Below are 19,377 nucleotides of genomic sequence, written 5' to 3'. Positions count from 1 at the left end.
CGTTCCTCGCGCTCACCGGACCGACCCTTCGCTCGCGACTGCGGGACTCCGCTCCGCTGCGTTCCTCGCGCTCACTTGACAGCCTTTCCGTCCAGGACCGTCGGCTCGCCGCGCAGGAAGGTCGCCACGATGCGACCCGGCAGCGTCATGCGGGCGTACGGGGTGTTGCGACTGCGACTGGCCAGCTCCGTGGGCTCGATCACCCGACGGGCGGCCGGGTCGACCAGGGTCAGGTTGGCCGGCACCCCGGGCGCCGGGTCCAGGCCGTGACCGTCGAGGCCGGCGATCCGGGCCGGGATCCGCGACATCCGGTCGGCGATCAGGTCCCACCGCGGGCCGAGCACGTCGAGGACGATGGACAGCGCCGTCTCCAGGCCCAGCATGCCCGGCCGGGCGTACGCCCACTCGCACTCCTTGTCCTCCACCGCGTGCGGGGCGTGGTCGGTGGCGACGACGTCGATGACACCCTCGGCGAGCGCGGCGCGCAGCGCGGCGACGTCGACACCGGTGCGCAGCGGCGGGTTGACCTTGAAGACCGGGTCGTAGCTGGCCGTCGGGCTCCAGCCGTCGGCGAGTGCGGGGCTGGCCAGCGTGCCCCGCCCGCCCACCACCTCGTCGGTCAGCAGCAGGTGGTGCGGGGTGACCTCGGCGGTGACCCGGATGCCGCGCCGCTTGGCCTGGCGCAGCACCTCGACGCTGCCGGCGGTGGAGACGTGGCAGACGTGCAGCCGGCTGCCGACGTGCTCGGCGAGCAGCACGTCCCGGGCGATGATCGCCTCCTCGGCGACCGCCGGCCAGCCAGTCAGCCCGAGCCGGGTGGACACCTCGCCCTCGTGCATCTGCGCGCCCTCGGTGAGCCGGGGCTCCTCGGCGTGCTGGGCGATGATCCCGTCGAACGCCTTGACGTACTCCAGCGCCCGGCGCATCAGCTTCGGGTCGGCCACGCAGTGCCCGTCGTCGGAGAAGATCCGCACCCGGGCCGGCGAGTCGGCCATCGCGCCCAGCTCGGCGAGCCGCTCGCCGGCCAGGCCGACGGTGACCGCGCCGATCGGCTGCACGTCGACCAGACCGGCCTGCCGGCCGAGCCGCCAGACCTGCTCGACCACGCCGGCGGTGTCGGCGACCGGCGAGGTGTTCGCCATCGCGCAGACCGCGGTGTAGCCGCCGAGGGCCGCCGCCCGGGAGCCGGACTCCACGGTCTCGGCGTCCTCCCGGCCGGGCTCCCGCAGGTGGGTGTGCAGGTCGACCAGGCCGGGCAGGGCGACCAGCCCGGTGCCGTCGACCACGGCGGCGTCCGGCGCGTCCAGCCCGGTCCCGGTCCCGGCCACGACGCCGTCGCGGATCAGCAGGTCGGTCGGTGCGCCGCCCACGACGCTCACGTTCTTGATCAGGTACGCGGTCACCGGTTGTTCCCTCCGAGCAGCAGGTAGAGCACGGCCATCCGTACGGAGACTCCGTTGGCGACCTGTTCGACGATCGTGGAGCGGGGCGAGTCGGCGACCTCGGGGGTGATCTCCATCCCCCGGTTCATCGGTCCGGGGTGCATGACGACCGCGTGCTCCGGCAGCCGCCGCATGCGCGGGCCGTCCAGACCGTAACGCCGGGTGTACTCCCGGGCGGACGGGAAGTAGGAATCGTTCATCCGCTCCCGCTGCACCCGCAGCATCATCACCACGTCCACCCCGGGCAGCACGGCGTCGAGGTCGTAGCAGACGTCGGTGTCCGGGCGGGACAGGGCGGGCGGGCCGGTGTCGCCGCCCGGGGGCACGGTCACCGGCGGCGCGACGCCCGCCCGGGCGGCCCAGTCGACCGGGATCAGCGTCGGCGGGCCGACCAGGGTGACCTTGGCGCCGAGGGTGCTCAGCAGCAGCACGTTGGAGCGGGCCACCCGGGAGTGCAGCACGTCGCCGACGATCGCCACGTGCAGGCCGGCGAGCCGGCCCAGCCGGGACCGCATGGTGTAGGCGTCGAGCAGCGCCTGGGTGGGGTGCTCGTGGGTGCCGTCGCCGGCGTTGACCACCGACCCGTCCACCCAGTTGGCCAGCCGGTGCGGTGCGCCGGAGGCGGGGTGCCGGACGACCACCGCGTCGGCCCCCATCGCCTGGAGGGTCAGCGCGGTGTCCTTGAGGCTCTCGCCCTTGGTGACGCTGGATCCCTTGGCGGAAAAGTTGATCACGTCGGCGCTGAGCCGCTTGGCGGCGGCCTCGAACGAGATCCGGGTCCGGGTGGAGTCCTCGTAGAAGAGGTTCACCACGGTCCGGCCGCGCAGCGCGGGCAGCTTCTTGACCTCCCGGCCGGCGACGGTGGCCATCTCGGCGGCGGTGTCGAGGATCTGGGTGGCGGTGTCGGCGTCCAGGTCGGCCCCGGAGAGCAGGTGTCTGATCATGAGCGGGGCCGCCTCTCGTGCGCGCCTGCGGAATGCCGTCGCGTCGTGCTCACCGCGTACCCCCGTAGAGCCGGACCTCGTCGGCGCCGTCGGTGTCGACGAGGGTGACCCTGACACTCTCGGCGAGCGCGGTCGGGATGTTCTTGCCGACGTAGTCGGCGCGGATCGGCAGTTGCCGGTGGCCCCGGTCGACCAGCACGGCGAGCTGCACCGAGGCGGGCCGACCGACGTCGTTGAGGGCGTCCAGGGCGGCCCGGACGGTACGGCCGGAGAAGAGCACGTCGTCGACGAGGACGACCCGCTTGCCGTCGATGCCGCCGGGCGGAAGCTGGGTGGGGCCGACCGCGCGGGTGGCGTGCCGGCGCAGGTCGTCGCGGTAGAGGGTGATGTCGAGCACCCCGACCGGGACGTCGACGTCCTCGAAGGTGCTGATCCGGGCGGCGAGCCGGCGGGCCAGCGGGGCACCCCGGGTGGGGATGCCGAGCAGGACGGTCTCGGCGGCGCCCTGGGTCTTCTCCAGGATCTGGTGGGCGATCCGGTCGACGACGCGCTGCACGTCGGCGCTGGCGAGGATCACCTTCACCGTGGGTTGTCGCTCGGGCGACGGATGGGCAGCCGGTGGGCAGGCCACGGCGGACCTCCTTCCCCGCCTCACGGGACGGGTCGTTAAAGGATGTCGGGGGTCCGGACGGGTCGCGGGCGGCCCGACCGGGGCTGCGGCCACGTTACCAGCGGTCACCTGGGGCTTCGCCGCGACCCACTGATCCCCGGATCAGGACGGTGAAAAGGGGACAACTCCCCCACTATCTCCGATGGGAATGTCACGAGCACTTGACCACGTGTCGCAATCCCCGTACCGTCACGCTCCGTAGCGATCGCTGGGAGAACCCCAAAGCACAGCACTGGGAGTGTCCGAATGCCCTCTGAATACGCCAAGTCGCTGGGTGCCCGCCTGCGCTCCATCCGCCAGCAGCAGGGCCTGTCCCTGCAGGGGGTGGAGGAGAAGTCGAACGGACGCTGGAAGGCCGTGGTGGTCGGCTCATACGAGCGAGGCGACCGGGCCGTCACCGTGTCCCGCCTGGCGGAGCTGGCCGACTTCTACCGCGTTCCCGTCTCGGAGCTGCTGCCCGACGGCAGCGGAGTGCGGCACGAACCCACCAGCAAGATCGTCCTGGACCTGGAGCGGCTCTACGACGAGGCCTCCGAGGACCTCGCCTACGTCGCCCGCTACGCCCGGGCGATCCAGCAACAGCGCGGCGACTACAACGGCCGGGTGCTCTCCATCCGCGCCGACGACCTGCGTGCCCTGGCGATCGTCTACGACGCCTCGCCGTCCGGGCTGATCGAGCGGCTCACCGAGCACGGTGTGCTGGTGGCCGACCCGCGGGCGTTCTTCGCCTCCTGATCCGCGGTCGCCGACGAGAATGGCCCGTGCCGTCCGGCACGGGCCATTCTCGTCACACCGTCGCCCACCCGGGCCGACGGGCACGTCCACCCCGGTAGGGGACACGCGCCCGCCCCCCGGTCAGCGGGTGGCGTACTCGGCGATCCGGCCGAGAATGCCGTTGAGGAAGCGCGGCGAGTCGTCGGTCGACATCTGCCGGGCCAGCTCCACCGCCTCGCTGATCGCGACCGCGTCGTCGATCTCGTCGACGTAGAGCAGCTCGTAGACGGCGATCCGGGCCAGGTTGCGGTCGACCGCCGGCATCCGGTCCAGGGTCCAGCCCTCGGCGTAGCTGGCGATCACCTCGTCGATCCGGTCGAGGTGCCCGGCCACCCCCTCGACCAGACCGATCGCGTAGTCCAGGTGCTCCGGACGCGGCTTCTCGATCCGTTCGAGGTAGCCGGCGAGCACCTCCACCGGCGGCCGGTCCCGCAGGTCGGCCTCGAAGAGCACGTCCAGCGCCCGCTTGCGCGCCTTGCGACGCGCCGGCATCTGCTGCTTGGCGCCCTCGGCCATCAGGCCCGGCCGAGGTAACGGCCGTCGCGGGTGTCGACCTTGATCTTCTCGTCGGTGGTGATGAAGAGCGGCACCTGCACGGTCGCGCCGGTCTCGACGGTGGCCGGCTTGTTGCCGCCGGTCGACCGGTCGCCCTGCAGACCCGGCTCGGTGTAGGTGACCTGGAGCACCACGCTGGTCGGCAGCTCGATGTAGAGCGGCACGCCCTCGTGGGTGGCGACGGTCGCCTCGGCCTCGGGGAGGAGGTAGTTGGCGGCCTCGCCGACGGTGCCGCCGGGGACGGTGATCTGGTCGAACGTCTCCAGATCCATGAAGACGAAGTCCTCACCGTCCGCGTACAGGTACTGCATGGTGCGCTTGTCGACGGTGGCGGTCTCGACCTTGGTGCCCGCGTTGAAGGTCTTGTCGACGACCTTGCCGGACAGCACGTTCTTCAGCGTGGTGCGGACGAACGCCCCACCCTTACCGGGCTTGACGTGCTGGAACTCGACGACGGCCCAGAGCTCCCCGTCGAGGTTGAGTACCAGGCCGTTCTTGAGGTCGTTGGTGGATGCCATTTCCTGCCTTGATCATCAATTGGCGGACAGACCTGGCAAGTCTACTAGCTGCGTCTCATCGACGGCACACCGTCGCCCGGCGGACCGCTCCGCCCGTCGCCCGTCGCCCCCGATCATCACGCACAGTGATGATCGGGGTCAGCCGCCCGCGCCCGACCGGGTGGCGAGATGCCGCAGGGCCAGCCGGTAGCCGTCCACCCCGAGACCGCAGATCACTCCGGTGGCCACCGCCGAGACCACCGAGTGGTGCCGGAACTCCTCCCGGGCGTGGATGTTGGAGAGGTGCACCTCGACCAGCGGCCCCCGCAGCATCGCGCAGGCGTCCCGCACCGCGACCGAGTAGTGCGACCAGGCCGCCGGGTTGAGCACCACCGCCGCGCCCTCGTCCGCCGCGCCGTGCAGCCAACCGAGCAACTCGTGCTCCGCGTCGGTCTGCCGGACCACCACGTCCAGCCCCAGCTCACGCCCTGTCCCGACACAGAGCTCAACCAGATCGGCGTAGCTGGTCACGCCGTACACGTCGACCTGGCGGGTGCCCAGCCGGCCCAGGTTCGGCCCGTTGAGCACGTACACCCGGGGGGTCTCCGGCCCGCTCACCGGCTGACCTCCCGGAACGCGGCGTGCAGCAGCCCGTCGTCGGGGCCGTCCAGGATCGCCGGCCGGGCCAGCCCGTCGAGCACCACGAACCTCAGCCGGCTGCCCCGGGTCTTCTTGTCCACCCGCATCGCCGCCAGCAGCGCCGGCCAGGCGTCCGCCGGATAGTCGGTCGGCAGGCCCAGCACGGACAGCACGCGGCGGTGCCGGTCGGCGGTCGCCGCGTCCAGCCGGCCCGCCAACCGGGCCAGCTCCCCGGCGTAGACGGTGCCCACGGAGACGGCGTGCCCGTGCCGCCAGCGGTACCGCTCGACCTTCTCGATCGCGTGCGCCAGGGTGTGGCCGTAGTTGAGCACCTCCCGGACGCTCGACTCGCGCAGGTCACCGGCGACCACGTCGGCCTTGACCCGGATCGCCCGCTCGATCAGCTCCCGCACCACCGGCCCGGCCGGATCGACGGCCGCCGCCGGATCCGCCTCCACCAGATCCAGGATCACCGGATCGGCGATGAACCCGCACTTGACCACCTCGGCCAGCCCGGCGGCCAGGTCGGCCGGCGGGAGGCTGTCCAGCGTGCCCAGGTCGGCGAGCACCCCGACCGGCGGGTGGAAGGCGCCTACCAGGTTCTTGCCGGCCGCCGTGTTGACCCCGGTCTTGCCGCCGACCGCCGCGTCGACCATGCCGAGCAGCGACGTCGCCACCGGCACCCAGCGCACCCCGCGCAGCCAGCACGCCGCGACGAAACCGGCCAGGTCGGTCACCGCCCCGCCGCCCACCCCGACCACCGCGTCGGTACGGGTGAAGCCGGCCGCGCCCAGCCGGTCCCAGCAGTCGGCGGCCACCTCGACCCGCTTGCCCGCCTCGGCGTCGGGCACCTCGATCGCCAGCGGGGTCGCCCCCGCCGCGGCCAGCCCCTCACCGATCAGGTCGGCCAGCTCCTTGAGCGGCGGCGCGTGCAGCACCGCCACCCGGGTCGCCTCGGGCAGCAACGCGGGCAGCTCGGCCAACAGACCACGCCCGACCAGTACGTCGTACGGCTGCTCGCCGCCGACCGGAATCCGGGTCACCTCGTTCATCGCCGGCAGCCTAGTCCAGCGCAGGCCCTGGTACGGCGACTGTCCACCTGCTGGCGCGGCCCGGGCCGCCGGCCGCGTGACCCGACGGCGCGCAGGGCGTTTAGCCGGGCAGGACCCGGGCACCGGGACGGGACCGGCCCCCGACGGTGGAGGAACCCATGGCGAGCACCACCACCGTCGACGGCGCGGACATCCGGCTGCCGGCCACCGTCCTCGGCGTCGGCCTCGGCGGGTTCGTCGACGGCATCGTCCTGCACCAGGTGCTCCAGTGGCACCACATGCTCAGCAGCACCGGCAGCGACAACATCGGGATCCGGGCGTACCCGGTCGACACCGTGCCGGGCCTGCAGATGAACACCCTGTGGGACGGGCTGTTCCACGTGGTGACCTGGGTGGCGGTGCTCACCGGGCTGGCCCTGCTGCACGCCCGGGTCACCCGCTCCCGGGGCCGGCTGTGGCGCTCCGGCATGCTCTGGGGCTGGGCACTGGTCGGGTGGGGGCTGTTCAACCTGGTCGAAGGGGTGGTCGACCACCACCTGCTCGGCATCCACCACGTGTACGGCGGCCCGCACCAGAGCGCCGCGGACGTCGGCTTCCTGCTGCTCGGGGCGGCGCTGGTGCTGCTCGGCTGGATGGTGCAACGCCGGGCCACGGCCGTGGACACCTGCGCCGGGCGACGATGACCGGGGCGCATGGCGGGGTCGGCCCGCTGCTGCTCGTACCGATGGCGCTGTTCTGGGGTTACCTGGCCGCCGCGCTGCGCCAGCGCGACTGGGGCCGCGCGGGCTGGAGCCACTGGCGCACGGCCAGCTTCGGTGTCGGCACGGCGCTGCTCGCGGTGGCCCTGCTGCGGCCCGCCCACGACCTGGTCGGGCACATGTGGCAGCACCTGCTGGTCGGCATGCTGGCGCCGCTCGGGCTGGTGCTCGGCGCACCCGGGACGCTGGCCCTGCGCACGGTGCCGCCCCGGGTCGGCCGGGCCGCCCTGCGGCTGCTGCGCCACCCGGTCGCGGCGGTGGCCACCCACCCGGTCACCGGGCTGCTGCTCACCGCCGGGGGCCTCTACCTGCTGCACCTGACCCCGCTGTACCGGGCCACCCTGACCCACCCCGGCCTGCACGCGCTGGTCCTGCTGCACTTCCTGGCGGCGGGGTACGTCTTCAGCTGGGCGATCGCCGGCCCCGACCCGGGACCGCACCGCCCCGGCGTGCCGCTGCGCCTGGTGGTGCTCGGCCTGTCCGTCGCCGCGCACGCCACCCTCGCCCAGCTGATGTACGCCGGGCTGGTCGACGTCGCCGCCCCGGCGGACCGGCTCCGGACGGCGGCCACCCTGATGTACTACGTCGGCGACCTGGCCGAGATCCTGCTCGCCCTGGCCCTGCTGGCGACCTGGCGGCCCACGCCCCGCCGGGACCGGTCGACGCCGGACCGGCCGGAGCGCCGGCCGCGCGCCGTGGTCAGGGCTTGAGCAGGGCGACGACCTCGGCGACGATCTCCTCCGGCGAGCGGCCGTCGGTGACCACCGTCGCCGTCGCGACCTCCGCGTAGAGCGGTCGACGCTGGTCCATCAGGTGTTTGAGGGTGGCCCGCGGATTGATCGACAGCAGCGGGCGGCCGGCACCCAGCCCCACCCGCTTCACCGCGTCGGGCAGCTCCACCGACAGGTGGACCACGGTGTGCCCGACCAGGGCGCCCCGGGTCTCCTCGGCCAGGACCGCGCCGCCGCCGAGGGCCAGCACCCCGGCGTGGGAGGTCAGCGCCGCCGACACCGCGGCCCGTTCCAACGCCCGGAAGTGCGCCTCGCCCTCGTCGATGAAGATCTCCGGGATCGGCTTGCCGGCCAGCTCCTCGATGTCGGTGTCGGTGTCCCGGAAGGCCACCCCGAGCAGGGCGGCCAACTCCGCGCCGACGGTGCTCTTGCCGGAGCCGGGCGAGCCGACCAGCACGCAGACCGGTTTCGTCACCGCAGCCACCCCCCGCCGCCGACGCTCATCGGATGATCAGGGCGTCGAGGTAACCGGCGACGTTACGGCGGATCTCGGCCACCGAGTCGCCGCCGAACTTCTCGGTGGCCGCCTCGGCGAGCACCAGCGCCACCATCGCCTCCGCGACCACCGCCGCGGCGGGGACGGCGCAGACGTCGGAGCGCTGGTTGATCGCGGTCGCCGGCTCCCCGGTGCTGACGTCGACGGTGGCCAGCGCCCGGTTCAGCGACGAGATCGGCTTCATCGCCGCCCGCACCCGCACCGGCTCACCGGTGGTGATGCCGCCCTCCAGGCCACCGGCCCGGTCGGTGACCCGACGGACCCCGGTGGCGGTGGGCATGATCTCGTCGTGCGCCTCGGAGCCCCGGGACCGGGCCTGCTGCCAGCCGTCGCCGATCTCCACCCCCTTGATCGCCTGGATGGACATCAGCGCGGTCGCCAGCCGGGCGTCGAGCTTGCGGTCCCACTGGACGTGGCTGCCCAGGCCCGGCGGCACGCCGTAGGCCAGCACCTCGACCACGCCACCGAGGGTGTCGGCGGCCTTCTTCGCGGCGTCGACCTCGGCGACCATCCGGGCGCTGGCGTCCGGGTCGAGACAGCGCAGCGGGTCGGTGTCGATGCGCGGGGCGTCCTCGGGCACCGGCCGCAGCCCCGGCTTGGCCGACACCGAGCCGAGCTCCACCACGTGCGACACGATCTCGATGCCGAGCGCCTGCCGCAGCAGGGCCTTCGCCACGGTGCCGACGGCGACCCGGGCGGCGGTCTCCCGGGCGCTGGCCCGCTCCAGGATCGGCCGGGCGTCGGTGTGGCCGTACTTCTGCATGCCGGCCAGGTCGGCGTGGCCCGGCCGGGGGCGGGTCAGCGGGGCGTTGCGGGCCTGGCGGGCCAACTCGTCCGGGTCGACCGGGTCGGCGGCCATCACCGTCCGCCACTTCGGCCACTCCGAGTTACCGACCCGGATCGCGACCGGGCTACCCAGGGTGAGCCCGTGCCGCAGGCCACCGATGATCTCGATCTCGTCCTGCTCGAACGCCATCCGGGCACCCCGGCCGTAGCCGAGCCGACGCCGGGCCAGCTCACCGGCGATGTCACCGGTGGTCACCGCCACCCCGGCGGGAACCCCCTCCACCATCGCGACGAGAGCCGGACCATGCGATTCACCTGCAGTCAGCCAACGCAACACAGCGGCCAGTCTGTCACGCCCGGTGCCCGCCCCCGCGTCGTGCCCGGCCCGTCCCGCCCTACGGACGCCGCCGGCCGCCCGGTCGGGTCAGGACCAGTCGAAGCGCATCCCCAGCCGCTGCTCCAACGCGGCGTTGTGCGGGGCGAAGTGGGCGCTCAACTCGGCCCGGACCGGCTCCGGCATGGCACTGCTGCGCCGGTGGTTGTGCGCCTCGTAGGCGGCCAGCCGGTGCGCGGGCAGGCCGAGGAAGTCCAGCGCCCGGGCGTGGGTGGCGGCCGGCTCGGCGTACAGCGTCTCGCTGGGCAGGATGAGCAGTTGGGAACGGTCGAAGCGGTCCAGCCACGGCGTCAGGTGCTCCAGGTAGCGGCCCCGGGCCCGGTAGGTCCACCAGTCGAACGCCTCGCTGAAGTACGTCGGGTCGGCGATCAGCCGCTCCCGCTCCCCCGCCGTCCGCTCCTCCTCCCGGGCCAGCGCCTCGGCGAAGTCCAGCGGCTCCCTGCCCTCGGTACGCCGCTCCTTCCAGTGCGAGTACGCCCGCTCCACCGGGTCGCGGAGCAGGAAGATCAGCCGGACGTCGGGCATCAGCTCGGCGACCCGCTGCGGGACGAGCGGGTGGAACATGTACAGCGGCGCGGCCTCACCGACGCGGACCGGCCCACCGTGCCGGCGTTCCAGCGCCCGGCGGTGCCGCTCGGTCGGGAAGTGCGACCGGTACCACGCCTCGCCCCGCCCCCAGTTCTCCTCGAAGTAGTGCGAGGTCTTGGTGTTCCAGGCCGGGAAGAGCCGGGGCACCAGCGGGTGCGCCAGCAGGTAACGCCAGAGCGAGGTGGTGCCGCCCCGCTTGGTGCCGGTGATCAGGAAGTCCGGCAGCGGCCGGCGGTCGCTCGTGCGTTCGCCGTACCGCACCAGCGAGCTGCGCACCTGGTGGGTGACCTGGTGCGGGACCACACCCTTGAGGCGGTCGCGGATCGTCATCGTCTTCCCTCTCGTCACGCCGGTCTCGGGCCGGGCATCGTCCGGCCGCTCTCGGTCGGGCCGGGCATCGTCCGGCCGCTCTCGGTCGGCCTGAGCATCGTCACGGCGGCCCGCACCGTACGCCGGACCCGCCGGTCCAGCAGCAGCCCGGCGGCGGCCACCGCCAGCGCCGCCAGCGCCACCGCGAGACCGGCCACGCCCCGGCCGGCGACCAGCGCGCTGAGCACCGCCACCACGGCCGCGCCGCCGCCCGCCCCGGCCGCCGCCCAGCCCACCGAGCGGGTGAGCAGCGGCTCACCGATCACCACCCGGGCGGCCACCGCGGCCAGTACGTTCTCGGCGACCACCCCGGCCGTCCAGGCGTACGCCGCGCCGAGCGCCCCGTGCCCGGGGACGAGCAGGAAGCCCAGCCCCACGGTGAGCGCCAGCCCGACCAGGGTGGCCTGGAGGTGCCGGGCGCTGTTGCCGCTCATCAGCAGCATGGTCTGCACGATGCCCACCCCGGAGTTGACCAGCATGGCCCCGGCGAGCACCGCCAGCGGCGCGGCCCCGGCGGTGAACCCGTCGCCGAAGAGGCTGAGGAAGGCGGGCGCGAAGACCGCCAGAAGCAGGTACGCCGGCCAGGACAGCAGGATGGTCACGACGGTGACCCGCCGGTAGACCAGCGCCGCCTCGGCGGTGCGCCCCTGCCCGAGCAGCCGGGACAGCTGGGGCGCGACGGCCACCCGCAACCCCTGCATGATCAGCAGCCCGGCCAGGGCGTACCGGCCGACCGCACCGAAGACGCCGGACTCGTCCGCGCCGGCCAGCGCCGCGGTGAGCAGCACCCCGACCCACATGCTGCTGGCGTCGATCGCCGCCGACACCGCCCGGGGCAGCGCGAAGCCCCAGAGGGTACGCCAGTCCGCGCGGTCCGGCCGCAGCCGCGCCCCGGCGAGCAGGCCGAGGGGCCGCACCAGCAGGACGGCGGCGGCGACCACGGCCAGCGCCACCGGCAGCAGCCAACCGCCGAACCCGACCGCCACCCCGGCACCGGTGGCGACCGTCGCCAGCAGCAGGACGGGCCGGGCCAGCGGCACCAGCACGTACTGGATGCCGACCACGGCGGTCACCGGGCGGACCGCCCGGACGGCGGCGAGCAGCACGGTCATCGCCACCGTGACCGGCAGCGCGAGAAAGGCCAGCCGCAGCAGCGTCGGGCCGTCCGACCGGGCGAAGAAGACCGGGGCGAGCCGGTCGGCGGTGAGCGCGCCCACCGCCGCCACCAGCCCGGTGAGCCCGAGCACCGGCAGCAGGGCCACCGGTAGCAGCCGGGCGGCCTCGCCGTCGACACCCGGACGGCGGCGGGGCAGCGCCCAGACCAGCGCGGTGTCCGCACCGGCGCAGCAGATCGCCCCCAGGATGGAGACCACCCCGATGGCGGTGAAGAGCGCGCCGGAACCGTCGGTGCCGAAGCCCCGCACGATGACCACGGTGAGCAGGAAGCCCAGCGCCCCGTTGACCGCCGCGCCGACCAGCCCGACCGCGCCGCTGCGGGCGCTGCGCCGTACCTCGCCGGCACCGCCCGCCGCGTCGGCCCCGTCGGTGACCGCCGGGCCGGTCGACGGGTGCGCCCCCGGGTCGGCGGCGCGGCGGTCGAGCTGACGGGGCACCGCCGGAGTGGTTCCGGTTCCCGGTCGTCTCATGCCTGCTCCCTGCCGTCCTCGGTGCGGGTCTGGTGCCCGGTGCCGCCCTCGTTTCCGGCGCGGGTCCGGTCGTCGGCCGGGGTGCTGGGTGGGGTGTCCCCGCCCACGCGGACGGGTTGCACCACGGTCGGCGCGTCCACCCCGCCGACCGGCCGGGAACCGTTGGCAGGTGTCGCCGCCGGGGTGGGCGCCGGGGCCGGAGCCGACACCGGGGCCGGAGCCGACACGGGGGTCGGAGCCGACACCGGGGCCGGAGCCGGGGTCGGAGCCGGGGTCGGGGTCGACGCCTGGTCGGGAGCCGGCGGTCGGGACGGCCCGGGAAGGGGGATCGCGGTCCGGGGGGTCATCGGGCCGAGGGCCGGCCCGGACGTCGGGCGCGGGGCCGCGACCGGTGGCGGGGTCGGGGACGGCCCCTGGGCCGGCACCGGGGTGGGTGGGCTGGGGCGGGCCGGGGCCTGAGCCGGGGGCCAGGACGGAACCGACGAGGCCGGTGGCCGGCCCGGCGCGGACGTCGCAGGCGGGACCGGCGAAGGGGGCGCGGCCGGGGACGACGGCACGGGCGGAGCCGAGGCATGCGGCGCGGTCGCGGACGGGACCGAGGCATGCGGCGCGGTCGCGGATGCCGTCGCGGACGCAGGTGGGGCCGGGGGTACCGGCGGGGGCGGGGCCGGGAGGCGGGACGGGACCGGGGGTACCGGCGGGGGCGCAACGGGGGGTGGGACGGCGGCGGGCCGGGGCGGCACGGAGGCGGCCGCCCGGGTCGGCCGGGTCGGGACGGAGGCCGAGGCCCGGGCCGGCACGGCAGCGGTGCCGGTGGCGGGGGCCGTACCGCCGCTCGCCGTACCGCCGCTCGCCGTACCGCCGCTCGACGGGGTGCCGGTCGTCGGGGACGGTAGGCCGGAGCCGGCCGTCGCGGGGCGTGGCGTTCGGGCGTCGACGACCCCGGGCGCGAGGGTCACCGCGCGGTTCACCGGCCCGCTGACCGCGGCCAGCCCGGCCCCGACCGCGAAGAAGATGACCGACATGTTCGGGTCGATGTAGGCGTACACCGGGATGACCACCAGGGCGATCACCGGGATGGTGCTCAGCCACTGCCCGGCCGGGGAGACCGCGCCGGCCAGCCGCTTGGCGATCAGCACCAGCCAGGCCAGGAAGGCGACCAGGGCCGGGACGCCGTGGCTGTAGAGCACCTGCCAGATCATCCCCTGGGTGCCCAGGGGCTCCTCGGCGAGCGTGGTGTCGACACTGTTTGGTGCGCCGTACCCGAGCAGCGGCGAGCGTTCGACGGCCTGGAGGGTACGCACGTAGAGGTCCATCCGGTCGACGTTGGTGTCGGTGCTGCTGACCCGGTTGTCGATCAGCTCCTGCACCGGCACCACCAGGCTGACCACCCAGACCAGCAGCACCAGCCCACCGATCGAGGCGATCAGCTTGGCGTTGCCCCGCACCAGCGCCCGCAGGCCGAGGTAGGTCAGCCCGGCGCCGAGGCCGAGGAACATGCCCCGGTTGAGGGTCATGAACGCGGGCACCATCGACAGCGGCAACGACACCAGCAGCGCCACCCGGAACTTGCCGGTACGCACCGAGGTCAGGTACGCCAGCACGCACGGCACCAGCAGCGCGTAGGCCGTACCCCAGTTGTTGGTGTACGGGTAGGGCGCGGCGGTCCGGTAGATCGGCGCCCGCGACACGGGGTTGAACTCGTTGGCCCGCACGTGGGTCAACGCCTGGATGAAGCGCTCCCCCGACATGCTGCCCGGCAGCAGCAGCTCCACCGGGGTGGTGAGCTGGAAGCGGGGGGCCAGCACCGCCAACCAGCCGAGGGCGACCACGCCCAGCCAGTACCAGCCGAGCGGGCGGAGCACCTGCGCCCAGGGGACACCGTCGCGGACCAGGTTGTAGACGTACACGCAGACGATCAGGGCGGTCACCATGAAGCCGAGCCGCAGCCCGGAGGTGAGGTAGGCGGTGGCCCGGTCCAGCCGGGTGAAGCTCAGCAGCACCAGCGCCAGCAGCACCAGCCAGCAGGCCGTGCCGGCGGGCAGCGCCACCCGGCCCCGGGTGACCATCAGGCCCAGCAGCACCAGCCCGAACGCCGACCAGCCGAGGTAGAAGCCGCCGAGCCCCCACCAGAGCGGCACCAGGCCGAACATGGCCAGCAGCGGCCAGGTGGGTAGCGGCGGCAGCCCGGACGGCGCGGTGCCGGCGCGGCGCCGCCGGTCAGACACCCCGCCCCCGGCGCTGGGCCAGCCGGAGCACCCGTTCCCCGGAGAGCAGCCCGAGCACCACCGGGACGGTCACCAGCACCCGCTTCTCCCGAGGGTTGAGCCGGACCACCCGGCCGAGTTCCCGGACCGCCTCCCGTCGCCGCCGACCGGAGGCGAGCGCGAAGGCGATCTGGCCGTGCAGCCGGGCCAGGCCCGTCCGGCTGCCCGCCAGCTCGGGGTGCTTGTCCAGCAGGTAGCGGGTGGCCTCGACGATGGTCGCCCACCGGCCGAAGAAGAACGAGCCGCCGTGCCAGTCGACCACCACCAGCACCTCGGGGACGATCACCACCGGGCCGTGCCCGGCGATCCGCAGCAGCCACTCGTAGTCCTCGCCGTAGCCGCCGGGCAGCTCCTCGTCGACCGGGCCGATGGCGTCCCAGGTCGAGCGGCGGATCAGGATGGTGCTGGAGTGCACCTCCATGATCCGGTCCTCGACGAAGTCGGGGAGGGTCACCTCGGCCCGGTCGAGCTGCCGTTCCTTGGCGATCCCCGGCCCCTCCAGCCGGATACCGCAGCTCGCGGCAGCGGCGTCGGGGCGCTGCGCCAGCAGCTCGACCTGGCGGCGCAGCTTCGTCGGCAGCCAGAAGTCGTCGTCGTCGCAGAACGCGATCAGCGCGGCGGTGGCCTCGTCGACGCCGGTGTTGCGCCCGCCGGGCAGGCCCTGCCGGTGGGTGTTGTGGACGTAGCGCAGGCTCCGGCCGGCCGGGACGTCCACGGCCAGCTCGCGCAGGTCGGTGTGGTCGTAGACCACGACGCACTCCACCGGGCCGGGGTAGTCCTGGTCGAGCACGGCGGCCACGGCGCGTTCCAGGAGTCCGGGGCGGTCCCGGGTGGCGATCACCACGGTCACCGGCTGGTGGTGCCCGGGGGTCGTCGCCTCAGTCACGCTTCTCTCCCGTCACCACGAATCCGACCGGCTCGACGCCCACCGCGCGCAGCCGTTCCACCAGTTGGCCCAGCCGGCCGGTACGGGTCTTGTCCCGGGCGGCGACCAGCACGGCGCGGCCCTCCCGGGCGGCCCGTACGCCCCGCTCGTCGTGGAGCGCGGGCGGCGCGTCGATCACGGTCACGCCGCCGCCGGTCGGGGCGTCCAGCGGGACCAGCTGCACCGCGCCGGAGCCGATGCGCAGCTCCTCGCCGTCGACGGTGGGGGTCTGCCTGGGCAGCACCCGGGGGATGACCTCGGTCTTGTCCGCCGCGTTGGTGGTGGACCGGTAGACCCCGCCGTTCTTCGGGTCGTCGGTGGGGAACGGCCGGGGCTTGCGGACCGGCTGAATGATCATGGTGTCCTCCGGGTTGCCCATCGGGGCGGCGGCCGGCGTCGGTGCCGGCGTCGGCACCGCGCTGGGCGCCGGCCGGGGGCGGGGCACCCGGGGGCGGGTCGGCTCGGTCGCCGGGTGGCGACGCTGGGCCTCCTGGAGCAGGGGCCGGATCCGGTCCCGGCTCTCCGGCGCGACGCCGAGGCGCACCTCGTGCCCGCCCTGGGCGAGCGCCGCGGCGATCCCGGCGGTGACCTGTTCGCGCCGCTCGTCGGCGGCGCTGGAGAGCAGCACCAGCGGCAGCGGCTTCGGCCCGTCCACCCAGCGGCTCAGGGCCAGCACCAGGTAGCGCAGGTCGGTGTCGGAGAGCCGACCGGACCGGTCCCGCCCGACGGTGCCCAGCAGCGGTGCGCCGACCAGCGCCGACACCTCGTCGGCGGTGCGGACCCGGCGGTCCATGGACTCCCGCACGAAGGCGACCAGCCCGCCCACCAGCAGACCGCCGAGCAGCCCGGCGACCAGGATCAGCGGGGCGGCGTCCCGGCTCGACGGGACGGGGGCGCGGGCGGCGCTGGTGACCGATCCGGGGCTGAGGTCCGCCGAGCCGATCTTGGAACGCTGCTCGGCCAGGGTCGCGAGCTGGTCGTTGAGCGCCCGGAGCTGGTCCAGCAGGGCGCTGGTGCGCGGCGACGGGGTGGAGGAGTTCTGGTTGGCCGGCAACGACCGCTGGGTGGTGGTGCGTTGGCTGGTGACCAGGGCGATCGTGTCGTCGTACGACTTGAGCACGGCGGCGCGCTGGTTCTCGTACATCCCCTTGCGCAGTTCGAGGTACGCCTCGGCGGCCCCGTTCGCGCCGTCCACCGCCTCGGTCTCGCTGTGCCCGGAATAGCTGAACCGCATCACCTGGCCGCCGACCGGGGTCTCCACGGTGAGCGCGTCGGCTACGGCGGTGGTGTCCCGGCCGGTGATCGAGGCAACCTTGTCGATGACCCCGTTGCTGGTGGCGATCCCGCTCTCGGCGGTCATGTTGACCGCCCGGTCGGCGCCACCGGAGGGCACCGAGAACGGGTCGGTCACCACCGGGCGGACCACCACTGCCGTGGTGGCGGTGTAGGTGGCGGGGAAGACCAGCAGGTAGGCGGCCACCAGCAGCAGCACCAACCCGGTGGCGGCGAGCACCGTGCGCCACCGCCGCAGCGGGATACGGGCCAGTTCGGCCAGGCCGACCGGGCGCTGCCGGGCCGGAGTGACGTCGGTCACATCCATCAGTCAGGTCCTCTTGCGATGAGGGGGTGTGGGCGGGTCGGCGCGGGCCGGACGACGGCCCCGGTGCGAGCCGCCGGTCGTCCTATTGTCGCCGACCGTTCACCCGTGGTCGACAGCCGACCGGCCCCCTGCGCCACGGGCGGCCCGCCGGTGCCCCGGGGACACCGACGGACCGCCCGTACCGGAGGTCGATCAGGAGGTGGCGAAGAACAGCGTCTTGCTCGACCAGGTCAGGTCGGTGCTGGCCGGCGCGATCTCGACCGAGGCGGCGCCGTCGACGGCCACCTCGTCGAACGGCACGGCCCGCAGCGAGCCGTTGGTGTTGCCGTAGACGATCTTGCCGTTGACCCAGGCCATCCCGCGCACGTTACCCCAGTTCAGGCCCACGCTCGGCAGGGTGAACTCGGAGCAGCCCACGATGTAGCCGTCCGGCTCCAGGTAGCGGTAGAACAACTTGTTGGTGCCGGCCTTGGTGTAGTACATCCGACCGTCGAGGTAGAACGCGCCGGCCATCGTCGCCGGGTTGAACCAGTCGTTGTAGCCACTGCCGACCCAGGGTGCGCCCACCGAGCCGCCGGTGAACATCGACACACCCAGGTAGCTGCCGCCGGGGGCGGTCGCGTCGGTCTTCGACCAGTAGAGCTTGTTGCCGACCGAGAAGGCCGCGCCGGCCGCGGTGAGGTTCGCCTGCGCGCTGGCCACCGGGGTGCCCACGGTGGTGCCGTTGAACGACACCTTGGCGGTCTGCCCGTTGCCGGTCCCGACGTACAGGTAGCCGGACGACGCCGTCGGCGCGTTGGTCGCCGCGACGGTCCGGCCACCGGCCAGCGGGAACAGACCGAGCCGGCCGTGGTACTCGTTGCCGAGCCCGTCGGAGTCGAAGCCGGCGTACAGGCCGGTGCTCCCCCGCCACAGCTCCCACATGATCGGGCCCCAGGTGGTGGTGCCCGCCGGGGCGCCCGAGCGGGTCGGGTTCCAGACCAGCGGCAGGCCGTTGATCGGGTCCAGCGCGCCCAGCCCGAACCGGTTGATCGCGCCGCTACCGGCCGAGTCGTTGCCGTTGGCGTTGCTCAGCCAGCGGAAGTGCCCGCCGACGTAGACCACGTTGTCGGCCACCTCCACGGAGGTCACCGAGTCGGTGCCGGTGTAGTTGACCCAGGTCGCGTCCATGGCCGAACCCCGGTCGGCGGTCTCGAACCGGGCGATGGCGTCGCAGTACGCCCCGTCGCCCCGGCCACCGTCCGCGATGATCACGAAGTACGAGCCGTCGTCGGAGAAGTCGACGTCCCGGGCGTAGAACGGGAACGAGGCGCTGTAGCAGGGCGCCACGTAGCGCTGGGTGCTCCAGTTGGCGACCGTCGGGGTGCCGTCCAGGTCGACGACCACCACCTGGTTGCGGGGCTGGCCGTTGACCTCGGTGAAGTTGCCCACCGCGACCAGGGTCTTGCCGTCGGGGGCGACGGCGAGGCCCCAGACCAGCTCGCTGCTGGCCCGGGCGACGCTGGCGTCGATCTGGAAACCCGGGTCGATCGCGCCGGTGGTCGCGTCGAGCCGGGCCAGCAGCGAGTGCTCGGTGCCGTTGACCCAGTGGAACGCGCCCGCGATGTAGAGCTTGTTGCCGACCACGACGGTCCGGCGGACCAGGCCGCCGTCGCTGCGGCCGACCCAGCCGGTGACCGTCGCGCCGGTCGCCGGGTCGAGCGCGACGAGGTTCTTGCGGCTGACCCCGTTGACGTTCTTGAACGCGCCACCGACGATCAGCTTGCCGTCCGGGCTCGCCGCGAGGGCGTGCACCGCGCCGTCCAGCGTCGGGGTGAAGTCGGCCTTCAGCGCGCCGCTGGTCCGGTCGTAGGCGAACAGGTAGTTGCGGGAGGTCCAACTCCCCCCGGCGGCCTTGACCGAGGTGAAGGAGCCGCCCACGTAGATCGTGTTCCCGATCTCGGCGAACGCCTTGGTGTCACCGTCCTGCGCGTGCGGAATGTTGTCCGCCGGGTTCGCCGACGTGAGGGTGCTGGTTACCGGGGTGAGGTCCGCCGCACGGGCGGGCGCGGCCAGCAGGCCGACCGCGAGCACCGGTGCGGCGAGCACGGCGAACCACCGCCGCCACACCGGTCGAGACGTTCTGTGAAGCACTGGCGCCCCCAAAAAAGAAGTGAGATCCCGCGTAGCTTGCTCTGCCCGGAC

General features: G+C 73.9%; 18 protein-coding genes. 3 read left to right on the top strand and 15 right to left on the bottom strand.

Features of this window, described 5'->3' with window-relative positions:
* Positions 1-71: 71 nt before the first annotated feature.
* From GA0070623_RS28810 to pyrR, 3 genes are read right to left on the bottom strand one after another with little or no spacing between them, the layout of a single operon-like run.
* Positions 72-1,403, bottom strand: a complete 1,332-nt coding sequence (locus tag GA0070623_RS28810) for a dihydroorotase (RefSeq protein WP_067309471.1) — start codon at positions 1,401-1,403, stop codon at positions 72-74.
* The gene (locus GA0070623_RS28805) at positions 1,400-2,386 is read right to left on the bottom strand and encodes an aspartate carbamoyltransferase catalytic subunit (RefSeq protein ID WP_067309474.1); all 987 of its coding nucleotides are present in this window, start codon (positions 2,384-2,386) and stop codon (positions 1,400-1,402) included. Before GA0070623_RS28805 ends, GA0070623_RS28810 begins: the two co-directional genes overlap by 4 nt.
* Before the next feature lie 49 nt (positions 2,387-2,435).
* Complete coding sequence (pyrR, locus tag GA0070623_RS28800; protein ID WP_067309477.1) at positions 2,436-3,017, bottom strand: bifunctional pyr operon transcriptional regulator/uracil phosphoribosyltransferase PyrR; 582 nt, start codon at positions 3,015-3,017, stop codon at positions 2,436-2,438.
* 285 nt (positions 3,018-3,302) lie between these two features.
* Between pyrR and bldD the strand changes: the two genes are divergently transcribed.
* On the top strand, positions 3,303-3,791 hold the full coding sequence (bldD, locus tag GA0070623_RS28795) for a transcriptional regulator BldD (RefSeq protein WP_013285505.1): 489 nt from the start codon (positions 3,303-3,305) through the stop codon (positions 3,789-3,791).
* Between the two features lie 120 nt (positions 3,792-3,911).
* Here the strand turns inward: bldD and nusB are convergent, their stop codons facing one another.
* The 4 genes from nusB to aroB form a co-directional block, all read right to left on the bottom strand.
* A complete protein-coding gene (gene nusB, locus GA0070623_RS28790) occupies positions 3,912-4,322 on the bottom strand; it encodes a transcription antitermination factor NusB (RefSeq protein ID WP_172898569.1) in 411 nt (136 codons plus the stop codon).
* A 23-nt stretch (positions 4,323-4,345) separates the two neighbouring features.
* The gene (gene efp, locus GA0070623_RS28785) at positions 4,346-4,903 is read right to left on the bottom strand and encodes an elongation factor P (protein ID WP_067309483.1); all 558 of its coding nucleotides are present in this window, start codon (positions 4,901-4,903) and stop codon (positions 4,346-4,348) included.
* A 138-nt stretch (positions 4,904-5,041) separates the two neighbouring features.
* On the bottom strand, positions 5,042-5,500 hold the full coding sequence (aroQ, locus tag GA0070623_RS28780; protein WP_084261355.1) for a type II 3-dehydroquinate dehydratase: 459 nt from the start codon (positions 5,498-5,500) through the stop codon (positions 5,042-5,044).
* On the bottom strand, positions 5,497-6,573 hold the full coding sequence (gene aroB, locus GA0070623_RS28775) for a 3-dehydroquinate synthase (protein ID WP_067309489.1): 1,077 nt from the start codon (positions 6,571-6,573) through the stop codon (positions 5,497-5,499). The genes aroQ and aroB overlap by 4 nt, the downstream gene beginning before the upstream one ends.
* Positions 6,574-6,731: 158 nt before the next feature.
* Here aroB and GA0070623_RS28770 point away from each other — a divergent pair, with 158 nt between their 5' ends.
* Together GA0070623_RS28770 and GA0070623_RS28765 are read left to right on the top strand one after the other, a co-directional pair.
* On the top strand, positions 6,732-7,256 hold the full coding sequence (locus GA0070623_RS28770; RefSeq protein WP_067309492.1) for a DUF2243 domain-containing protein: 525 nt from the start codon (positions 6,732-6,734) through the stop codon (positions 7,254-7,256).
* The gene (locus GA0070623_RS28765) at positions 7,253-8,041 is read left to right on the top strand and encodes a cytochrome c oxidase assembly protein (protein WP_067309495.1); all 789 of its coding nucleotides are present in this window, start codon (positions 7,253-7,255) and stop codon (positions 8,039-8,041) included. The genes GA0070623_RS28770 and GA0070623_RS28765 overlap by 4 nt, the downstream gene beginning before the upstream one ends.
* Here GA0070623_RS28765 and GA0070623_RS28760 read toward each other — a convergent pair.
* The 8 genes from GA0070623_RS28760 to GA0070623_RS28725 all read right to left on the bottom strand — a co-directional run bounded on the left by GA0070623_RS28760 (position 8,031) and on the right by GA0070623_RS28725 (position 19,281).
* Complete coding sequence (locus GA0070623_RS28760; RefSeq protein ID WP_067309498.1) at positions 8,031-8,537, bottom strand: shikimate kinase; 507 nt, start codon at positions 8,535-8,537, stop codon at positions 8,031-8,033. The two genes, GA0070623_RS28765 and GA0070623_RS28760, sit on opposite strands and share 11 nt — an antisense overlap.
* A gap of 25 nt (positions 8,538-8,562) precedes the next feature.
* Entirely contained in the window at positions 8,563-9,741 is a 1,179-nt protein-coding gene (gene aroC / locus GA0070623_RS28755) for a chorismate synthase (protein WP_067309501.1), read from the bottom strand.
* 87 nt (positions 9,742-9,828) lie between these two features.
* Positions 9,829-10,716 carry a sulfotransferase domain-containing protein gene (locus GA0070623_RS28750; RefSeq protein WP_067309504.1) on the bottom strand — a complete coding sequence of 296 codons (888 nt, stop codon included), beginning with the start codon at positions 10,714-10,716 and terminating at the stop codon, positions 9,829-9,831.
* A gap of 14 nt (positions 10,717-10,730) precedes the next feature.
* Positions 10,731-12,401 (bottom strand): lipopolysaccharide biosynthesis protein, encoded by a 1,671-nt coding sequence (locus GA0070623_RS28745; protein WP_231932583.1) that lies wholly within the window; start codon positions 12,399-12,401, stop codon positions 10,731-10,733.
* Positions 12,398-14,629, bottom strand: a complete 2,232-nt coding sequence (locus tag GA0070623_RS30215; RefSeq protein WP_157747000.1) for a hypothetical protein — start codon at positions 14,627-14,629, stop codon at positions 12,398-12,400. Before GA0070623_RS30215 ends, GA0070623_RS28745 begins: the two co-directional genes overlap by 4 nt.
* Positions 14,622-15,554 carry a glycosyltransferase family 2 protein gene (locus tag GA0070623_RS28735; RefSeq protein WP_084261471.1) on the bottom strand — a complete coding sequence of 311 codons (933 nt, stop codon included), beginning with the start codon at positions 15,552-15,554 and terminating at the stop codon, positions 14,622-14,624. Before GA0070623_RS28735 ends, GA0070623_RS30215 begins: the two co-directional genes overlap by 8 nt.
* Positions 15,547-17,193 carry a GumC domain-containing protein gene (locus tag GA0070623_RS28730; RefSeq protein ID WP_157517592.1) on the bottom strand — a complete coding sequence of 549 codons (1,647 nt, stop codon included), beginning with the start codon at positions 17,191-17,193 and terminating at the stop codon, positions 15,547-15,549. Before GA0070623_RS28730 ends, GA0070623_RS28735 begins: the two co-directional genes overlap by 8 nt.
* A 192-nt stretch (positions 17,194-17,385) precedes the next feature.
* Positions 17,386-19,281 (bottom strand): delta-60 repeat domain-containing protein, encoded by a 1,896-nt coding sequence (locus GA0070623_RS28725; RefSeq protein WP_067312332.1) that lies wholly within the window; start codon positions 19,279-19,281, stop codon positions 17,386-17,388.
* Positions 19,282-19,377 lie beyond the last annotated feature (96 nt).

The organism is Micromonospora rifamycinica (genome assembly GCF_900090265.1).
GTDB lineage: Bacteria > Actinomycetota > Actinomycetes > Mycobacteriales > Micromonosporaceae > Micromonospora > Micromonospora rifamycinica.
The sequence above is the reverse complement of the archived record's forward strand: the minus strand, read 5'-3'. Positions and strand labels throughout refer to the sequence as shown.